Source organism: Yersinia antarctica (assembly GCF_056636475.1).
The window spans coordinates 1,615,524-1,633,476 of the sequence record NZ_JBSJQF010000001.1; the positions used below are offsets into that span (position 1 = coordinate 1,615,524).

Sequence of the window (17,953 nt, forward strand, 5' to 3'; positions counted from 1 at the left end):
CCCATTCCCGAACGAAACGCAACAAACCATCATGCGTTATGCAGCGAGTAGATACTCTAAAAATACCTCATTCGGTGAGCTGTATTCCAGAGATTTGCGCCCCCGAGTGTTGAGGATGTGCTCCAGTCTCGCAATATCTTCATCGCTGACGCCATTAAAATCGGTTCCTTTCGGATAAAACCGCCGTATCAGACCGTTGGTATGCTCATTCAACCCCCGCTCCCAGGAATGATAAGGCCGGGCAAAGTAAACCTTTGCGCCCGTTACCTGAGTGATGTCCTTATGTTTCGCAAACTCGGGTCCGTTATCTGCCGTCAGGGTTTTAAACTCGCAGAAAGTATTCGCCACGATGTCCCTGAACGCTTCCACGACGCTCTCAGCGCACTTATTGGGGAGTTTACGGATAATGACCTGCTTTGTGGCTTTGTCCACGACCGTCAGCAGGAATGACTTCTGGTCTTTGCCAAAAATCGTATCGATTTCAACATGCCCGGGAACCTGTTTGAGTTCAGCCTCAGCAGGCCTGTGCTCAATGCCAACCCTGTCCGGGATGGGCGTGCGTCCGGGCTCACCCGTATCATAGCGATAGCGTTTACCCCGGTGAGGGAGCTGAAGGTAAAGCTTACCGCCAGCCTGTCTGTCCGAACGGATATAGCGGTAGAGGGTATTTTTGCTGACGGCGATATCAAACTGGATTTTCAGTCTCCCAGAGATAACCTCAGGGGAGGTATGTACAGCCAGCGCCTGCCGGAGAAAGTCTTGTGTCTGCTGGCCCAGAGGGACACAGGCATTGTGTGCCGAGGTGTCGCCCCGCCGTTGTCTGGCTAAGGCATCAGCGCGTCTGGAGGAGTAAAGTCCGTTGAAAGCGGGGTCCGTATTACGCCTGAGCTCCCGGCTCAGGGTAGAGCGAGAGACATCCAGTTCTCTGGCAATGCAGGACTGATTAACGCCTTCAGCTTTTCGTTTTTCGATGTAAAAGCGCTCATGCTGAGTCAAATGTTTTCCCTTCATGCAACAGGGTCTCCGACAGGGTCAATACGGCTATTTTATCCGTACCTGACCGGTGGGTCACTTTGTTGCATTTCGTTTGGGAATTGGCGAACAGGCTGACAATGAAAAGGCCGTGCGCGGCCTTTTCTGATAAATATCACTGCTATTTCTTCTTACGCCCGATAAACTTTGCAATACCCAATAGGAATACTGCACCAACAAGAATCAGCAATGCGTCAACCCAGAAGGTTAGTGATGCTAGATTTTCATCATGAATATCCGCTAAACCTGCCGCTATTAGAAATACACCAAAGAGAATACCAAAGATTGTTGTTCCCATATAAATACCTATGAATCAGTTTTATATCCGTCATACTTCAAGCTGCATTGGCTACGTTCAATCACCCGAATCACTTACTCATGTAAGCTCATCGGGGTTAATGAGCCTCACCCTGCGGGCGGCATAAATGCTGTTCAAATCGGTTTCCGACCGATTTGTCTCTCGCTTGCCGACTTCCTGCAACTCGAATTATTTAGGGTATATCTAAAAATTATGTTGGCAATTATAGGGTAATAATTAGTCTAGCAAGCGTTTTTTTTGTCATTATTGATAATCTGTTTAGATTTATAGCGCTAATCTTTCCGCCAATTAACGTCACATCCCGCGTAATTTAGCAAAATTGAATTATCCTGACCTAAATTGAGCCACGATGGCTGCTTGCTTATTTTATAAACAATCACTATCTTTCAAAATAATGCTCACAATAAGTCTTTGTTCCTTTCTTTGAAAAGTGTTTACCGGTGAGTAGCAATTAGGCAGCTTTAATCTTTGTAACAATCATTTGAAGAATGTGTGGTGCGCCGTGCATTACTGTAATTTATAATGCGCCAAACCAACCACAATCACTCCCGACAACCTATCTAAGCTGACGAACATGCATGTGAAAATCCGTTTTGCACTATTAAGTTTTTTGCTTTTATCTACCGGTATCAGTGTTGTTCCTTTAGCCTCTGCCAGTGGTGGGACGGCTGAAATTAAAGGGAAAACGCCCTTGGAACTGGCATCCGGCAGCGCGATGGTGGTTGATTTACAAACAAATAAAGTGATTTACGCTAACAATGCTGATGAAGTGGTACCCATTGCGTCAATCACCAAACTGATGACCGCAATGGTGGTGTTGGATGCCAAATTGCCACTGGATGAGATTATCTCAGTAGATATTCATCAAACTAAAGAAATGAAAGGGGTATTTTCTCGGGTTAGGGTAAACAGTGAAATCAGTCGCAAAGATATGCTGCTATTAGCATTAATGTCATCGGAAAACCGCGCTGCGGCGAGTCTGGCGCATCACTATCCCGGAGGCTATAACGCATTTATTAACGCAATGAATGCGAAAGCGAAATCTTTGGGAATGACCAAAACACGTTATGTTGAGCCAACAGGTCTGTCGATTGATAATGTCTCGACCGCGCATGATTTGACCAAGTTGCTGGTGGCGACCAAACAATACCCGCTGATTGGGCAACTAAGCACTACCACTGAGAAAATGGCAACTTTCCGTGACCCTGATTATACGCTGCCATTTCGTAACACTAACCATTTAGTTTATAACGATAAATGGAATATTCAGCTCACTAAAACCGGCTTTACGAATCAAGCTGGGCACTGTTTGGCAATGCGGACCGTCATTGGCAATCGTCCTGTAGCTCTTGTGGTGTTAGATGCCTTTGGTAAATATACGCATTTTGCCGATGCAAACCGCCTACGCAGTTGGATGGAAACCGGTAAAGCCGCGCCGATCCCTGGGGCTGCCAAAAGCTATCGTCAGCAAAAAGATGGGCAAGGGCGTTTAGCTCAGGTGTCGGAATAGGTAGAGAACACAGTCAGTAGATAGCAGAATTTGCAGACGGGCTGCAAATTCTGCTTAAAGCAATTGGCGGATATTTACATCTCTCTGATAATCATTAGAAAATCAATTTAAACACACCAGTAATCGTCAACAACCCGACAATAAAAATAATGGCGATAATCCACAGTATTATTTTCATTCTGTCTCCCAGACTTAGCATTAATACCGACTAACATTTGTTAGCCGCACCAACCTCGTTGGCTCTAGACTATGACTATAGTTTGTTTGGCAGAATTCAGGAGATAGAGGACTTGAATTCAGATAATGCCTAATTCGACTTGATATGGAGCCCAGTATCGGGGTGATATTATTCTTTCTGCCAGGATTTACGTTTTGAGGTTTTACCAATCCCAGGATTAAAGCTGTTGGTTGGGTCTATCTGTTGGTAAAAATCCTTTAAGGCAGGTTTGGCTATATAGAGATGCCCCACATTGTGCTCAGCCGGATATTCCGCCCCTTTGTCATTCAGCAGCGCCAGCATTTTTTGTTTTAATGCCTGAGTATCAACACCTTTTTTCACAATATAGTCCTGATGGAAGACATGGCACAAGAAATGGCCGTAATAGAGTTTGGCGACCAGGCATTGGTCTATTTCTGCCGGGAGGGTCTCAAACCATTGTTCTTCATTGCGCGGTAGCGCAATATCCAGAGCCAGAATATCCTCCACTTTATCAGCGTGAACAGCGTGATAGCGCACAGCAGCACCTGCTGCGGCAAAGCGGTGTAAAAAGGCTTTCTTGCCTTCATCAGCGGTACAGGTAATGAAGTTACCTTCCGCCGTCGCAAAAAAGTCCTTCAAAAACTGCTGTGCTTCAGGAATACCTGCACCTGACATTTTAAGCATCAAATGATGCTCATATTTACTCCGATATGTTTTGAGGCGTTTAGGTAAATGGTTGGGCAGTACCTGGCTGAAGCCTTGCATTATTCGATCAGTTAAATGGTCGATTAAAAAAGGAACTTTGCTAAGCCGCGCATCAATTTTGCCCTTTAGGGTAAAGAAACGAGGCATATTATTGGTACCCATGCTATTTATCATGACAAAGGTATCTTTGCCGTACACTTCAGCAATATCAAAAATATCGCGATGCATATATTCACCAGCGACGGGCAAATGTTTAAAGTCACGTAAAATTGCACGGCGTAATTCAGTCAATACCTGAGTCTGATTGGTGCCGATATAAAAGACTTGCTGTTGTTTTTCACTGGGAAAAGTGTCAAGCCGTACTGCAAATACGGCCAATTTACCGGCACATCCCGAGGCTTCAAATAATCGTCTTGGATCGGCATTGAAACGTGAAGGGGTTGGCGCATCAATATCTCTTACTCGCGTAGCATATTCGTGGTCGGAGGTTTGTTGTGTACCTTGTGCAATATCGCTGGCACGATATTTACCCCGTTCCAGCCGTTGCAAAATCTCTTCTGGCGTATTGCCTAAATTAATCCCTAAATGATTGATTAACTGTAACTCACCCTGAGCATCAATCTGTGCGTACAGTGCCATTTCGGTGTAGGCAGGGCCTCTTTGAACCAATGACCCCCCTGAGTTATTACAAATGCCCCCCACCACCGAGGCACCGATGCAAGAGGACCCAATGACCGAATGGGGTTCACGATCATAAGGTTTCAGACGTTTTTCCAATTGATTCAGCGTACTGCCAGGAAAACCAATAACCTGCTTTCCATCATTTAATAGCTGGATTTGATTGAGGCGCAAAGTATTTAATATAACAATGGGTCGATCATAATCATTACCACTGGGGGTTGAGCCTTCTGTCAGCCCGGTGTTCGCTGCCTGCATGATAACAATGGTATCGGCGGCCACACAGGCTTGTAGCAACTGCCATTGCTGTAATAACGTTGAAGGAAACACTACCGCAAGAGCAGATCCTGTTCCTGAGCGGAAACCCGTACGATAACGCTCTGTCTGCCGTTCGCCGGTTAGCAAGTAGCGCGCACCCACAATCTGCTGCAACTGGTTCAGCAAGGTTTGCCTTTTTTCATCATTGGATTGATTCATTGGTGCCGCTCCCTGTAATGGCATTGACTTTTGTTAGCATTCATCCACGTATCGGCTGATAGCAAACCGCTCTTCGGATGCCATGAAGTAAACATGAGGGAGGAAAGGGTTTCCTGATGAATCGTTTGCTTTGTGAGCTAGCTCTCGTTATTAGTGCTAAAATTGTCTTCAACCTTCATCATTCCCGCCGTTTAAACATTACTAACATTAATGATTTATCAGAAAATTATTCAGCGTATCAAGGCTAGGTTGAGTCATTGGGATATTGATAAGTATTTTGATCATTACGTGATGAGGTATAGGATCGAGTTTAATGATTACACTGATTAGTAAGGCATTTATGAGTGAGCATTTTGTTGGTAAATATGAAGTTGAGTTAAAGTTCCATGTATCGAACATCAGCCAATTACATGAACAACTAGCATTACATCAAGCATTGCCATTTACCCTCAATAATAATGAAAAAGATATCTATCTGGAAGCCAACGGCGGTGATTTAGCGGCTAAACAGGTCAGTATGGTTTTACGTGAGATGAACCCGTCAGGTATTCGTTTATGGATAGTAAAAGGGCCGGGAACTGAAAGCTGTGAGGCCAGCAATATTGAGGATATAACCAAGGTTCAAAGCATGCTGGCGACGTTAGGCTATCAGCCAGCATTTATGCTGGAAAAAATACGGAGTATCTACTTTATTGGGAAGTTTCATGTCACGGTTGATAGCTTGGCGGGTCTTGGCGATTTTGCCGAAATAGCCATCATGACTGATGATGCTACGGCCCTGGATAGCCTTAAAGTCGAATGCCAACAGTTAGCCGATAAATTAGGGCTATTGCCACAACAACAAGAAACTCAATCTTACCGGCAGCTATTAGGTTTTTAGTCCGATGGTGATGTCATGTCGGCCGTGTTGCATACCACGGCCAGACAGCGTTATTTCTTCATCAAAGACTTTAGGTTGGCGAATGGATTATGGGTAGCAACACCCTGATCATTCTGGGCATCATCCCCGGCAATCACAGTCGACCCATATTGGTCTGCTTCGGTGTATTTAGAGTGTTCATGATCATGACAAAAAAGGCATAACATCTCCCAATTGCTGCCATCTTCTGGGTTATTGCTATGATCATGGTCAATATGGTGAACCGTCAGCTCTCGCAGATTGGAATAAACAAACTCTCGTGAACATTTACCGCAAACCCACGGAAAAATTTTCAGTGCTTTCTCCCGATAGCCACTTTCCAGCCGGGTGTAATTCTTCGGTATATATGCCATGTGAACCCTCAATTCTGCGAGAAATAATGGTTTTATTTTAGCGTGAATTCAGGCTGTAGACTATCAACTATTGGTTATAGGTATTGAGGTGACAGTCTATAATTACGATCGGTCACTATAGGATCATATTGAATCGATTATAAAAAATAAGATTCAAATAATAATCGCATTCGGCGTATTTTTGAGACTTTTGCTGATGATTTAAAGGGATAAGACGTTTTACACTATGCCATGCTTTACACTATCAGTATTAAAGTTATTAGCATGAGATTATCTGTGTTCCGCTAATAGGCTTATTTTACAGCAGGCAATACAGTATGTTTCGCCTGAAACCCTTTGTCGATACAGTTGAGGCGATATGAAAGAATCTGAGGTACTGGCCGAAGTCAGTAATGAAAACCAGACATTGGTTGCTGTGGTGCAACAGGATAATCGGGTAGTTTACTTCTATATTTATCCGCAGGAGGCATTTGAAGAGCGTTTTCCCGTGCGTGCCTGCTGGGTGAGAAATCTGGTTGCTGCGCCACCATCGGCTGATAATACCGCCCTTGAACAAGGGTTGGCCCCACGATTAGCCGCAGAGTTCTGCCGTAATGTGGCGGGCGAGGCGGAGCTGGATGCGCAGTATATTACGATAGTCTGGTCTGAAAGTGACGACGGTGCGGCATTGTGGTATCAGGGACAACTGTTGGCAATTATTCCTGGCTGGAGCCTCTATATTGATCACTCAATTTGCTATTCCGCCAGTTGTATTAAAGATAATCCACTGACATTACCTCTGGGGTCAGCTTCAACCAATACACAATATGCCAATGCGCAACATACTCGTCAATTTTGGCGGGCCTGGCAACAGGAAGAGGGAAATCCGTGGCCTGCATTACAAGCTGAATATATTCAATATTATGAGCAGCACTTCGGTCCATCGGTAAAATATTATGCCATCGATCAGGGGACGTGGCCGCCAATGGCCATCTCCCAACATGAGAAAGAGGGAATATATTACTTTCTGACCGTGGGGGTCAGTATTCGTCCTCAGCCATGGGTTGAAATATTATTTAATGATGATGCAGCTAAATACCGGCGCTTGGAGATGGCGATTGCAATTGATAGCCAATATGTCAACGAAGACAACGCTATTCACATGGCCAGTGCGCTGGCAGGATTTGCCCACGTTCCCTGGAGTAAAATAACCTGGCTTGGCGAAGGGCATACACTGGAGTCGGCTGTCGCCCCTAAGGGTTATGAAGGCTATATTTTATCATCAGCGTTATATGCTGATGCAGACAATCTTACTCTACCTCTTCAACAAGGTGATCCGGTTAATATGTATTGGGTCAGCCCTGTGTTTACAAGCGAACGAGAGTTTGCGCATAGTGTGCCAAATGGTGGATATGATTTATTGAAAAAGCTACAACAGCAGGGAATTAATCATGTTTTCACCCCGCGACAGCCGGTTATTTGATTTGTATTTAACTTGGCTGGTCTGATTTGCAGATTTTGTTAATCGGGTCTTAACTTAATGATGTTAGCTGTTTTAAGACTGTCAGGTTAAGCCCGTTATGTTTACCTGAGACCTATGTTTAAGATTGAACGCAAAGCTGAAAGGCGGATCAACAACAGTGGGTAGTCAAATCAGTTATCAGCAAATATTAATTTTATGGAGGTGTTTATGGGCATACTATCTTGGATTATTTTTGGTCTTATCGCCGGTGTTTTGGCTAAATGGATTATGCCCGGAGAGGATGGCGGTGGCTTTATTATGACCGTAATCCTTGGCGTGGTCGGTGCCCTGGTGGGGGGCTATATTAGTGTCTTCTTTGGTATGGGCAAAGTTGATGGGTTTAATTTTGGCAGCTTTGTCGTGGCGGTTATCGGTTCACTGGTTGTGCTGTTTGTCTACCGTAAATTAAGAAGTTAGATACTCATCAATATCCTGTAATTGAGTAAAGTATAAGAAAGGTGGCTATTTTTTGTCACCTTTCTCTCATAAAACTTTCATCAAGATGCAATAGAATTATCCGTTAATAGCTCATGACGACAGGCAATCTGAGAGACATGTTATGGGCCAGGCATTACGTAAATTCACTGTGGCTGACTATCCGGCTGCGGTGCAAGAACCGCGTAAGAAGGTACTTGCCGTTAAGGGATTAGTTAAAGCGTACCAATCACAACACCGTGTGCTGGATGATATTAATTTTGAACTCCATGCAGGTGAGTTTGTTGCAATTATTGGCCGCTCCGGTGCCGGAAAATCAACATTGTTACATGTTTTAAATGGCACTATTCCCAGCAGTGCGGGTGAAATTATTAATTACCATGACAATGGCGATACGCAAAATATTGCAGCACTAACAACCAAGCAGATGCGTAAATGGCGCGCAAAATGCGGCATGATCTTCCAAGATTTCTGTTTGGTCCCCCGTCTTGATGTTATTACTAATGTTTTGTTAGGCCGCCTGAGTTACACCTCCACGTTTAAATCATTTTTCAAAATATTTGCTGATGAAGATCGGGCTAGAGCAATTGAGTTATTACAATGGCTTAATATGTTACCCCATGCGTTGCAGCGTGCAGAGAATCTCTCTGGCGGCCAAATGCAACGGGTGGCCATTTGCCGCGCCATGATGCAAAACCCCAAAATATTATTGGCTGATGAACCTGTCGCTTCTTTAGATCCAAAAAACACAACCCGCATTATGAATACATTACAGAAAATAAGTGAAAACGATATTGCTGTAATTGTGAACTTACACTCTGTTGATTTGGTGAAAGACTATTGCACCCGAGTGATTGGTATTGCCCACGGGCGGATTGTCTTTGATGGGCATCCTTCACTGTTAAATGATTCTATTATTCAAGATATTTACAGCGATGAATCCACTGAACTTTTGCATTAATCCCCACTTATCCCTTTATCAGAATAGGTTATTTTAATGAAAAAAGTACTTTGTCTTACCTCATTAGTGGCAAGTTTTATGGTATTTAATGCTACAGCAGCGGATGCACCAAAAGAAATTAATCTGGGTATTCTTGGTGGGCAGAATGCGACACAACAAATTGGCGATAATATGTGTGTCAAAGAGTTTTTAGATAAAGAGTTAAATGTAAAAACAAACTTGCATAATGCATCAGACTATTCTGGCGTAATACAAGGCCTATTAGGTGGGAAGATTGACTTGGTATTAAGTATGTCTCCTTCCTCTTTTGCCTCTGTTTATATTAAAGATCCTAAAGCCGTTGATATTGTAGGTATTGCTATCGATGATACTGACAAATCACGCGGTTATCACTCTGTGGTTGTGGTGAAAGCGGATAGCCCTTATCAGAAAATTGAAGATTTGAAAGGTAAAGCGTTCGGTTTTGCTGACCCAGATTCAACCTCTGGTTTTTTAATCCCTAATCAAAGTTTTAAACAGAAATTTGGTGGAACACCGGATAATAAATATAACGACTTCTTCTCTAGCGTGACATTCTCTGGTGGTCATGAACAAGATATTCTGGGTGTCATTAACGGGCAATTCGCCGGTGCTGTCACCTGGGCTTCCATGATCGGTGACTATAACACCGGTTATACCAGTGGTGCATTTACGCGCATGATTCGTATGGATCACCCGGATTTAATGAAACAGATCCGTATCATCTGGCAGTCGCCACTGATCCCCAACGGCCCGATTCTTGTCCGCAGTGCATTACCGTCTGAATTTAAAGCGCAATTAGTCGCTGCGGTTAAAAAACTGGATAAAGAGGATCACGGTTGTTTCATTAAAGCGATGGGTGGCAAACAGCATATTGGTGAAACATCCCTCAGCGAGTATCAAACTATCATTGATATGAAGCGTGAATTAACCAAAGGTGATCGTTAATTCGGTCCGGCGGATAAAACGAAATAGCTCTGGCTTGCCGGAGCTATTGCTTTTAGGTGGTAGCTTATTTTGAATACTGATTTTAACCACTACTACCAGCAGATTCGCGGTAAACAAAAACGTGAAACGTTGATTTGGTCATTAACGCTGGCAATTATTTATCTGGGTGCTGGAAGTATTGCTGAGTTTAATTTACATACTGTTCTTATTTCCATCCCACATTTTTTTGATTATCTAGCCGAAACGATACCGGTACTCTATTGGCACAATTTATTTGCCGATGGTCACACGGAGGGGTCTCTGGCTTATTGGGGTTATCGGTTACCTATACAGTTACCGCTGATTTGGGAAACGCTGCAATTGGCGGTGGCAGCCACTATTTTATCCGTGGTGGTTGCGGTTATCCTGGCCTTCCTGGCTGCGAATAATACTCAAAGCCCGCCTTGGTTACGGTTATCTATTCGAACTTTTGTGGCATTTTTACGCACCATGCCGGAATTGGCATGGGCAGTGATGTTTGTTATGGCTTTTGGTATCGGGGCAATTCCCGGTTTTCTGGCACTGGCATTACATACGATTGGCAGTTTGACTAAGTTGTTTTATGAATCGCTTGAAACGGTATCTGATAAACCGGTGCGTGGGCTGGCGGCCTGTGGTGCGGGTAAATTACAACGAATGCGTTTTGCGCTGTGGCCACAGGTAAAACCGATATTTCTCTCTTATAGCTTTATGCGTCTGGAGATTAATTTCCGCCAATCGACCATTCTAGGACTGGTTGGTGCTGGTGGGATTGGGCAGGAACTGATGACGTCAATAAAATTGGACCGTTATGATCAGGTGAGCATGACATTGCTGCTGATTATTATTGTGGTATCGCTGTTGGATTATACCTCGGGTAAATTACGTCAGCACGTTGTGGAAGGAGCTTCATAATGTTGGCTCATCATTTAACACCGTCACAGATATTGACTTTAAAACAGCAATATCCGCAATTTTTCTTACAGCAAAAACGGTATATCAGGTTAGTTACCGCCATTACTGTCGGTATTTTTTTATATTATCTATTTTTCTTTAAAGTCTTTGGTATCCCTTGGCAGACATTTGCTAATGGAAGCCAGCAAATAAGCCGCTATTTTTTGCGTATGTTTGTTTGGCATGATTTCATTAATTGGCCATTTAAATACTATTTCAGTCAGATATTTATTACCTTGGCAATTGTATTCGCAGGGACTTTAACCGCGACGGTGCTGGCTTTGCCGCTATCATTTTTAGCCGCACGCAACGTAATGTCGACACCGGGATTACGTATTATTTCCTTTATAATTCGGCGCTTTTTGGATGTTTTTCGTGGCATTGATATGGCAATTTGGGGACTGATTTTTGTTCGTGCCGTTGGTATGGGGCCGCTTGCCGGGGTGTTAGCTATTATTATGCAAGATATAGGGTTGTTGGGTAAACTCTATGCTGAAGGGCATGAAGCTGTTGATAAATCGCCTAATCGCGGCTTGACCGCCATGGGGGCTAATGCTTTGCAAAAACACCGTTTTGGTATTTTTACTCAGTCCTTCCCAACACTGTTAGCGCTAAGCCTTTATCAAATTGAGTCAAATACGCGTTCTGCCGCAGTATTAGGTTTTGTGGGGGCGGGAGGTATTGGCTTGGTTTATGCCGAGAATATGCGTCTATGGAACTGGGATGTTGTGATGTTTATTACCTTAATAATGGTTGTGGTAGTTATGATTATGGATAAAATATCTGCCACATTACGTAGAAAATACATTTCCGGTGAGGATATCGCCCTTTATCAATCCAGCTATAACAGTAAGATGAATAGCTGATCTTTAATAAAGTAGAAAGATGAAGGGAATATTAATTTATCTTAGCCCTTCAAATTTCATTATTATTGAGTTTTATGTATTCTACCGGAATGCATACTTTTCTCATTAATCAGATTTGCATTGAGAAAATCAACGTAAATCTATACAATACTGCCCGCTAGACGTGAAAGAAGCCTTTTGTTTTTCTTGCGATATTCGCCCACGTCTACTCTAAATAATAGGAATAGGGCAGTAATATGATGAACAACGATGTGCTCCGTAGTGTTCGCTACATGCTTAACGTAAACGATATCAAGATAGCAGAAATCATTAAGCTGGCTGATTTTGAAGTGAACAATGCGGATGTCGTTAATTTTCTTAAAAAAGAAGATGAGGCCGGTTATCAAGATTGCCCTGATCTGGTAATGGCACATTTCCTTAATGGTTTGATCTTCTTTAGACGTGGTAAAGATGACAAGTTCCCGGCCCCAGCGGTAGAGCCAGTCATTACCAACAATATTGTATTGAAAAAACTACGTGTGGCATTTGAGTTGAAAGATACCGATATGCACGATGTTTTTAATGCGGTTGAATTCCCAGTATCTAAACCTGAGCTAAATGCACTGTTCCGCAAAGAGGGCAGCAAAAACTTCCGCCCATGTGGTGATCAGGCTTTGCGTTATTTTCTGAAAGGTTTGACGCTACGTATACGTGGCCCTAAAAAGTAAGATTGATCATATCGATATAACTATCTGATATAGATTATTAATAACAAAACAGGAGTGGCAATTTGGCACTCCTGTTTTTCGTTAAAATTAAGCTACACTCTTCTCACCAATCTCTGAATTAACACCATTCTGTTTTTTAATTACCTGCCCACATACTTCCTCTCATTGTTGCACTATCTGTGCCCGTGCGTTGTGCATTATTGGTGCAGACAATTAGGCCGTTTATCCGGTTATTTGGTAACGTTATCTATAATCTTCAATTAAATTATTAAGATATAAAACTGGCATGGCGATTGCGCAGAGTAATCCGATCTTGTGTGTTTTACTCAACGACCAGAGGTTAACGCTATGCAACATCGTAACTTGATTAAGGTTTTTGCTCTTTCAGCTTCAGTTATCAGTATGGGTGTGGCTTTTGGCACGCTGGCTGCCGACACCATCAAAGTGGGTATCTTGCACTCGTTGTCCGGCACGATGGCTATCTCTGAAACACCATTGAAAGATATGGCTTTGATGAGTATTGATGATATCAATGCTCATGGTGGTGTATTGGGTAAACAACTGGAGCCGGTTATTGTCGATCCGGCCTCTAACTGGCCACTCTTTGCCGAGAAAGCGCGGCAATTATTAACACAAGATAAAGTCGCCGTCGTATTTGGTGCCTGGACGTCGGTTTCACGTAAGTCTGTCTTACCGGTATTTGAAGAGTTAAATGGTCTACTGTTCTATCCGGTACAGTATGAGGGGGAAGAGATGTCGCCCAACGTCTTCTATACCGGTGCGGCACCAAACCAACAGGCTATCCCTGCTGTGGAATACTTATTAAGTGAAGATGGGGGTGGTGCAAAACGCTTTATTTTGTTAGGGACGGATTATGTCTACCCGCGCACTACCAACAAAATCCTACGTGCCTTCCTGCATACCAAAGGTATTCAGGATAAAGATATCGAAGAGATTTATACCCCGTTTGGTTACAGCGATTACCAAACTATTGTGGGTAATATTAAGAAATTCTCTGCCGATGGCAAAACCGCCGTTATTTCCACCATCAACGGCGATTCAAATGTTCCCTTCTACAAAGAATTAGCCAACCAAGGTATCAAAGCGACTGATGTGCCTGTCATTGCGTTCTCTGTGGGTGAAGAGGAACTACGTGGCATTGATACCAAACCACTGGTGGGGAATCTGGCGGCCTGGAACTACTTCCAATCGGTGGATAATCCGACGAACAAGACGTTTGTTGAACAATGGAAAGCCTATGCCAAAGCGCATAAGTTGCCGAATGCAGATACTGCTGTCACCAATGATCCGATGGAAGCTACTTGGGTAGGTATGCATATGTGGGCCCAGGCAGTAGAAAAAGCTAAATCAACCGATGTGGATAAGGTTCGTGCTGCGATGGCCGGACAAACCTATCCAGCACCATCAGGATTTACGCTGACAATGGATAAAACTAATCACCATCTGCACAAACCGGTGATGATTGGCGAAATTGAGGCTAACGGACAATTCAACGTGGTATGGCAAACCGATGCGCCAATTCGTGCTCAGCCATGGAGCCCGTTCATCGCCGGAAATGACAAGAAGCCGGATCATCCAGTGAAAAGCACTCAGTAGCGATGACTCTCCAGGGCCAGATTTTGCTGGCTCTGGATCTTTTTTGCCATATATCAGTGATGAGCGGGCCTATGAAATTGTTAATTCCTGTTTGGAGTAGAGCAGTCAATTTTTTGCTCAGGCCGCTGATAGGCCTGTTACTGAGCTTTTCAGCCTTGGCAACAGCAGGGCCAGCCCATGATTTTGCTGTGGCTAATCGTTCACAGCAAGCCGCTATGTTGCAGCAATGGGCGACCGAACCGGATGCTAGCCGATTACCCTTATTGCAGGCACTGAAACAAGAAACGTTGGTGGTCGATAGCACAGGGCAGGCATTCATCCAGCATAATCAGAGTTTCACCCCGCTGGAAGGGCAGTTACAACCTGTCGGTACACCAAAGAAAATCTGGCTCAATAACCGCTTACGTATTCTGATTGCTAATGCACTGACGGCTCAACGGCTGGCAAGTGAAGACGAGTCAGTGCGCTTGCAAGCGGCACTAGAGTTACAGCAGCAAGCGCAAAGTGATCAATTACCGTTACTTAATCAGCGTCTTAAATTGGAAACAGACAGTAAAGTCAAAGAGGCGCTAAGTATTGCTTTGGCTAATTTACAACTGACCGATAGTAACCCTTTGGTGCGCCTGAATGCTGTGCAATTGCTCGGACAATCAGGTTCGCCACAAACCCAATCTCGTTTGCAAAGCTTAACCGATGCTAAAACCGAGCCTGATGCACAAGTGCGTGCCGCGGCAGCCAGTAGTTTGAAACAGGTACAAAATCGGTTGATGGTCGGGGATATTATTGGGCAAGTATTCAGCGGGTTATCACTAGGCTCTATCTTGTTGCTAGCAGCTCTTGGGTTAGCCATCACTTACGGCCTATTGGGTGTTATCAATATGGCCCATGGTGAAATGCTGATGTTGGGAGCCTATTCAGCTTACTTGGTGCAATCACTGTTTCAGCAATTAGCTCCGCATTGGCTAGCCCTCTATCCGTTGGTCGCCTTGCCGGTCGCGTTCTTTATTACGGCTGGAATCGGCATGGCTTTGGAACGAACGGTAATTCGGCATCTTTATGGCCGCCCGCTGGAAACGCTGTTGGCAACCTGGGGAATTAGTCTAATGCTGATTCAGAGCGTGCGTATGATTTTTGGCGCGCAAAACTTGGAAGTCGCTAACCCTGCGTGGCTGTCTGGCGGGGTACAGATTTTGCCAAATCTGGTTTTGCCATGGAATCGTATCGCCGTTATCGCCTTTGTGATCATTGTTCTGTTACTCACTTGGCTGTTGCTAAATAAAACCCGCCTCGGTCTACAGGTACGGGCAGTGACGCAAAATCGCGCCATGGCTGCTTGCTGTGGGGTGGCAACCGGCAGGGTTGATATGCTGGCTTTTGGTCTGGGTTCGGGTATTGCCGGATTAGGAGGGGTTGCCCTGTCACAACTGGGAAATGTTGGTCCGGAATTAGGGCAGGGCTACATCATCGATTCCTTCCTGGTTGTTGTGCTTGGTGGTGTCGGACAACTGGCTGGCAGTGTTGTTGCAGCACTGGGGTTAGGCATGCTGAATAAAATTTTGGAACCGCAGATTGGCGCAGTATTAGGTAAGATTTTGATTTTAGTGCTAATCATATTATTTATTCAAAAACGGCCGCAGGGTCTGTTTGCCCTCAAGGGCAGGGTGAGTGATTAATGAATCAACCTTTAGCTATAACCTTGACGCAAAAAGCACCTGTTATCAGCTTATCATTGGGGGCTGTAGTTGTTACTGCACTGATTATTTTGCCTTTTTTAGCACTGCTGCCGGCTGATAATCCCCTCGCAATATCAACCTATACCTTAACGCTTATCGGTAAGATTCTATGCTATGCAGTAGTGGCTATCGCACTTGATCTGGTATGTGGATATGCCGGTTTACTGTCTCTTGGCCATGGCCTATTTTTCGCACTTGGTGGTTATGCCATGGGCATGTATCTGATGCGTCAGGCGGCTGGTGATGGCCTGCCTGCATTCATGTCTTTTCTATCCTGGTCTGAGTTGCCGTGGTTTTGGAGTGGTAGCCAATATTTTATTTGGGCATTGTGCCTGATCGTCTTGGTTCCCGGTTTACTGGCTTTTATTTTTGGATATTTCGCCTTTCGTTCCAAAATAAAGGGCGTCTATTTCTCTATCATGACGCAGGCGCTGACTTACGCGGGGATGTTACTGTTTTTCCGTAACGAAACGGGCTTTGGCGGTAACAACGGTTTCACCGGATTTACCACTATGCTGGGCTTCCCGGTATCGGCAACCTCTACCCGTATTGCCCTGTTTCTGGCCTCACTCGCTTTGTTAATCGCCAGTTTGGTATTGGGCTTTGCATTGGCCCGCACCAAGTTTGGGCGAGTGTTGACCGCCGTGCGTGATGCTGAAAATCGCCTGACATTTTGTGGCTATGATCCGAAAGGTTTCAAGCTGTTTGTCTGGACATTATCAGCCGTACTCTGTGCTCTGGCGGGAGCGTTGTATGTACCTCAGGTTGGTATCATCAATCCAAGTGAAATGTCGCCAACCAACTCTATTGAAGCTGCTATCTGGGTAGCACTTGGGGGGCGCGGGACATTAATTGGCCCGGTATTAGGGGCTGGCATTGTCAATGGCGCAAAAAGCTGGTTCACCATGGCAATGCCAGAATATTGGCAGTTCTTCCTCGGATTGATATTTATTTTGGTTACGTTGTTCTTACCTAAGGGTGTTATCGGGTTACTGCGGCGGGGGAAAGACAAATGAGCCGGTTTCAAATTACGGAACAACTGATTTATCCCGAGATAATTGCTCAGGAACCCGGTGCGTTAGAGCATGCGGCCGACAAGCATCGCCAGCAACGGGATCCGGTGTTAACCCTCGAAAATATTAATGTTAGTTTTGATGGCTTTCATGCTTTGCGTGATCTCTCATTGCAAATAGGTGTTGGCGAGCTGCGTTGCATTATTGGCCCGAATGGTGCGGGTAAAACCACGCTGATGGATGTGATAACCGGTAAAACACGTCCCCAGGCCGGTAAGATGACCTATGACCAACACCATGATCTCTCAATGATGAATACGATAGAGATTGCTCAAGCAGGGATTGGCCGGAAATTCCAGAAACCGACGGTATTTGAAGCGCTAAGTGTGTTTGAAAATCTTGAGTTGGCACAAAAAAGCACCAAAACGGTCTGGGCCAGTCTGCGCGCCAAGTTGAACAGTGAGCAGCGGGATCAAATTGATGAAACCCTTACTATGTTGCGCCTTAGTGAGATGCGACAGCGGCAGGCAGGCTTGTTATCTCATGGTCAAAAGCAGTTTCTTGAAATTGGGATGTTATTGGTGCAAGACCCGCATTTGCTACTGTTGGATGAGCCCGCCGCAGGGATGACCGATGCCGAGACCGCCTATACCGCCGAGTTGTTTAATCAATTAGCCGGGAAGCATTCACTGATGGTCGTGGAGCACGATATGGGGTTCGTCGAGTCTATTGCTGATCATGTCACGGTGTTGCATCAGGGCCAGGTGTTGGCCGAGGGGTCATTGGCAGAGGTGCAGGCCAACGAGCAAGTGATCGAGGTATATTTGGGGCGCTGAGCCGTTCTGACTCGGTGTTGCTTCCCCCCTCATTTGGGTTGACCAAACTTCGGGGATTGCGCCTTGATTCATAGCGGCTGATCGGCGTTGTTTCTCCTGCCATATCATGTGATCGGGTTTTGGTGACTAACAGTTAACTGGATATTTAAGGTCA

The 17,953-nt window shown here is 44.7% G+C and carries 18 protein-coding genes; 13 read left to right on the forward strand and 5 right to left on the reverse strand.

The genetic code is table 11. The features are described from left to right. Positions 1-36: 36 nt before the first annotated feature. Entirely contained in the window at positions 37-1,011 is a 975-nt protein-coding gene (locus ACWJJO_RS07480; RefSeq protein WP_481090871.1) for an IS30 family transposase, read from the reverse strand. Positions 1,012-1,153: 142 nt separating this feature from the next. After that, positions 1,154-1,330, reverse strand: a complete 177-nt coding sequence (locus ACWJJO_RS07485; RefSeq protein ID WP_005189574.1) for a hypothetical protein — start codon at positions 1,328-1,330, stop codon at positions 1,154-1,156. 595 nt (positions 1,331-1,925) lie between these two features. Here ACWJJO_RS07485 and pbpG point away from each other — a divergent pair. Further along, complete coding sequence (gene pbpG / locus ACWJJO_RS07490) at positions 1,926-2,861, forward strand: D-alanyl-D-alanine endopeptidase (RefSeq protein ID WP_083159502.1); 936 nt, start codon at positions 1,926-1,928, stop codon at positions 2,859-2,861. A 94-nt stretch (positions 2,862-2,955) separates the two neighbouring features. On the opposite strand, the gene ACWJJO_RS07495 is transcribed toward pbpG, so the two are convergent. Further along, positions 2,956-3,060, reverse strand: a complete 105-nt coding sequence (locus ACWJJO_RS07495; RefSeq protein ID WP_481090872.1) for a small membrane protein YohP — start codon at positions 3,058-3,060, stop codon at positions 2,956-2,958. A 147-nt stretch (positions 3,061-3,207) separates the two neighbouring features. Next, the gene (gene dld, locus ACWJJO_RS07500; protein WP_372568880.1) at positions 3,208-4,920 is read right to left on the reverse strand and encodes a D-lactate dehydrogenase; all 1,713 of its coding nucleotides are present in this window, start codon (positions 4,918-4,920) and stop codon (positions 3,208-3,210) included. Between the two features lie 340 nt (positions 4,921-5,260). Here dld and ACWJJO_RS07505 point away from each other — a divergent pair, with 340 nt between their 5' ends. Beyond that, positions 5,261-5,800: a class IV adenylate cyclase gene (locus tag ACWJJO_RS07505; RefSeq protein WP_481091568.1), complete on the forward strand. Its 540-nt coding sequence runs from the start codon at positions 5,261-5,263 to the stop codon at positions 5,798-5,800. A gap of 50 nt (positions 5,801-5,850) precedes the next feature. Here ACWJJO_RS07505 and yajD read toward each other — a convergent pair whose 3' ends face one another. Beyond that, a complete protein-coding gene (gene yajD / locus ACWJJO_RS07510) occupies positions 5,851-6,192 on the reverse strand; it encodes an HNH nuclease YajD (protein WP_005189583.1) in 342 nt (113 codons plus the stop codon). A gap of 358 nt (positions 6,193-6,550) precedes the next feature. On the opposite strand from yajD, the gene ACWJJO_RS07515 reads away from it, so the two are divergent. The 11 genes from ACWJJO_RS07515 (at position 6,551) to urtD (ending at position 17,799) form a co-directional block, all read left to right on the forward strand. After that, positions 6,551-7,654 (forward strand): suppressor of fused domain protein, encoded by a 1,104-nt coding sequence (locus ACWJJO_RS07515; protein ID WP_083159498.1) that lies wholly within the window; start codon positions 6,551-6,553, stop codon positions 7,652-7,654. Positions 7,655-7,861: 207 nt separating this feature from the next. Then, positions 7,862-8,110, forward strand: a complete 249-nt coding sequence (locus tag ACWJJO_RS07520) for a GlsB/YeaQ/YmgE family stress response membrane protein (RefSeq protein WP_083159496.1) — start codon at positions 7,862-7,864, stop codon at positions 8,108-8,110. Positions 8,111-8,252: 142 nt separating this feature from the next. After that, positions 8,253-9,089 (forward strand): phosphonate ABC transporter ATP-binding protein, encoded by an 837-nt coding sequence (phnC, locus tag ACWJJO_RS07525; RefSeq protein ID WP_083159494.1) that lies wholly within the window; start codon positions 8,253-8,255, stop codon positions 9,087-9,089. 36 nt (positions 9,090-9,125) lie between these two features. Then, complete coding sequence (phnD, locus tag ACWJJO_RS07530; RefSeq protein ID WP_442821100.1) at positions 9,126-10,055, forward strand: phosphonate ABC transporter substrate-binding protein; 930 nt, start codon at positions 9,126-9,128, stop codon at positions 10,053-10,055. A gap of 69 nt (positions 10,056-10,124) precedes the next feature. Beyond that, entirely contained in the window at positions 10,125-10,988 is an 864-nt protein-coding gene (gene phnE, locus ACWJJO_RS07535; RefSeq protein WP_193784694.1) for a phosphonate ABC transporter, permease protein PhnE, read from the forward strand. Beyond that, positions 10,988-11,893 (forward strand): phosphonate ABC transporter, permease protein PhnE, encoded by a 906-nt coding sequence (phnE, locus tag ACWJJO_RS07540; protein ID WP_083159490.1) that lies wholly within the window; start codon positions 10,988-10,990, stop codon positions 11,891-11,893. Before phnE (ACWJJO_RS07535) ends, phnE (ACWJJO_RS07540) begins: the two co-directional genes overlap by 1 nt. A gap of 236 nt (positions 11,894-12,129) precedes the next feature. Then, on the forward strand, positions 12,130-12,600 hold the full coding sequence (locus ACWJJO_RS07545; protein WP_083159488.1) for a YehS family protein: 471 nt from the start codon (positions 12,130-12,132) through the stop codon (positions 12,598-12,600). Between the two features lie 348 nt (positions 12,601-12,948). After that, positions 12,949-14,217 (forward strand): urea ABC transporter substrate-binding protein, encoded by a 1,269-nt coding sequence (gene urtA, locus ACWJJO_RS07550; protein WP_083159486.1) that lies wholly within the window; start codon positions 12,949-12,951, stop codon positions 14,215-14,217. A 71-nt stretch (positions 14,218-14,288) separates the two neighbouring features. Next, positions 14,289-15,890 carry an urea ABC transporter permease subunit UrtB gene (gene urtB / locus ACWJJO_RS07555; protein WP_442821098.1) on the forward strand — a complete coding sequence of 534 codons (1,602 nt, stop codon included), beginning with the start codon at positions 14,289-14,291 and terminating at the stop codon, positions 15,888-15,890. Beyond that, positions 15,890-16,966 carry an urea ABC transporter permease subunit UrtC gene (gene urtC / locus ACWJJO_RS07560; RefSeq protein ID WP_481090873.1) on the forward strand — a complete coding sequence of 359 codons (1,077 nt, stop codon included), beginning with the start codon at positions 15,890-15,892 and terminating at the stop codon, positions 16,964-16,966. The genes urtB and urtC overlap by 1 nt, the downstream gene beginning before the upstream one ends. Continuing rightward, on the forward strand, positions 16,963-17,799 hold the full coding sequence (gene urtD, locus ACWJJO_RS07565) for an urea ABC transporter ATP-binding protein UrtD (RefSeq protein ID WP_372568883.1): 837 nt from the start codon (positions 16,963-16,965) through the stop codon (positions 17,797-17,799). Before urtC ends, urtD begins: the two co-directional genes overlap by 4 nt. Positions 17,800-17,953 lie beyond the last annotated feature (154 nt).

Coding starts and splice junctions, on each gene's coding strand:
- ACWJJO_RS07480 (WP_481090871.1), bottom strand. CDS start 1,011: ATGAAGGGAAAACATTTGACTCAGCATGAGCGCTTTTACATCGAAAAA.
- ACWJJO_RS07485 (WP_005189574.1), bottom strand. CDS start 1,330: ATGGGAACAACAATCTTTGGTATTCTCTTTGGTGTATTTCTAATAGCG.
- pbpG (WP_083159502.1), top strand. CDS start 1,926: ATGCATGTGAAAATCCGTTTTGCACTATTAAGTTTTTTGCTTTTATCT.
- ACWJJO_RS07495 (WP_481090872.1), bottom strand. CDS start 3,060: ATGCTAAGTCTGGGAGACAGAATGAAAATAATACTGTGGATTATCGCC.
- dld (WP_372568880.1), bottom strand. CDS start 4,920: ATGAATCAATCCAATGATGAAAAAAGGCAAACCTTGCTGAACCAGTTG.
- ACWJJO_RS07505 (WP_481091568.1), top strand. CDS start 5,261: ATGAGTGAGCATTTTGTTGGTAAATATGAAGTTGAGTTAAAGTTCCAT.
- yajD (WP_005189583.1), bottom strand. CDS start 6,192: ATGGCATATATACCGAAGAATTACACCCGGCTGGAAAGTGGCTATCGG.
- ACWJJO_RS07515 (WP_083159498.1), top strand. CDS start 6,551: ATGAAAGAATCTGAGGTACTGGCCGAAGTCAGTAATGAAAACCAGACA.
- ACWJJO_RS07520 (WP_083159496.1), top strand. CDS start 7,862: ATGGGCATACTATCTTGGATTATTTTTGGTCTTATCGCCGGTGTTTTG.
- phnC (WP_083159494.1), top strand. CDS start 8,253: ATGGGCCAGGCATTACGTAAATTCACTGTGGCTGACTATCCGGCTGCG.
- phnD (WP_442821100.1), top strand. CDS start 9,126: ATGAAAAAAGTACTTTGTCTTACCTCATTAGTGGCAAGTTTTATGGTA.
- phnE (WP_083159490.1), top strand. CDS start 10,988: ATGTTGGCTCATCATTTAACACCGTCACAGATATTGACTTTAAAACAG.
- ACWJJO_RS07545 (WP_083159488.1), top strand. CDS start 12,130: ATGATGAACAACGATGTGCTCCGTAGTGTTCGCTACATGCTTAACGTA.
- urtA (WP_083159486.1), top strand. CDS start 12,949: ATGCAACATCGTAACTTGATTAAGGTTTTTGCTCTTTCAGCTTCAGTT.
- urtB (WP_442821098.1), top strand. CDS start 14,289: ATGAAATTGTTAATTCCTGTTTGGAGTAGAGCAGTCAATTTTTTGCTC.
- urtC (WP_481090873.1), top strand. CDS start 15,890: ATGAATCAACCTTTAGCTATAACCTTGACGCAAAAAGCACCTGTTATC.
- urtD (WP_372568883.1), top strand. CDS start 16,963: ATGAGCCGGTTTCAAATTACGGAACAACTGATTTATCCCGAGATAATT.